Consider the following 611-nt stretch of genomic DNA (forward strand, 5'->3'; position numbering starts at 1 on the left):
ATGGTGTGCGATTCAGCGACTTCAAAGTCCAGTTCGCCCGCTAAGGTGATCACGCCATTCGCATCAATGCTAAATAAGTCTTTATTGTCACCAACTAATTCGTAGCTGACGTTATCGCCATCTGGGTCGGTCGCAAGAGCCGTAATGCCCACTGGCTGACCAATGGCGGCGTTCTCTGAAATCGTGTTATCAGCCGCATTAGTATCAGTCACCGGTCCGATTGGGTTATCCGTATCACCGTCACCTGGCGTGGTGCCATCCGCGTTTTCAACGTTGATCACAAAGTCAGCTTGTGACGTGGTGCCATCCGTAGAGGTTGCTTTGACTGTCACGGTGTGTGATTCAGCCGTCTCAAAATCAAGGTTGCCGGCTAGGGTAATAACGCCATTCGCATTGATAGCGAACAGGTCTTTATTGTCACCGACTAACTCGTAGCTGACGTTATCGCCATCCGGGTCCGTTGCTAGCGCGGTAATGCCCACTGGCTGGCCAATCACCGCGTTCTCTGAAATCGTGTTATCAGCGTTGTTACTGTCAGTCACCGGCCCGATTGGGTTATCGGTATCGCCTTCACCTGGCGTGGTGCCATCCGCGTTTTCAACCGCAATCAC

General features: G+C 52.2%; 1 protein-coding gene. It reads right to left on the reverse strand.

All coding sequences use genetic code 11. The annotated features are described in order from the left end of the window. A partial coding sequence (locus Q8W26_RS17845) for a cadherin repeat domain-containing protein (protein ID WP_305473886.1) occupies positions 1 to 611 on the reverse strand: 611 nt, incomplete at both ends.

Source organism: Psychrobium sp. 1_MG-2023 (assembly GCF_030689115.1).
Lineage (GTDB): Bacteria > Pseudomonadota > Gammaproteobacteria > Enterobacterales > Psychrobiaceae > Psychrobium.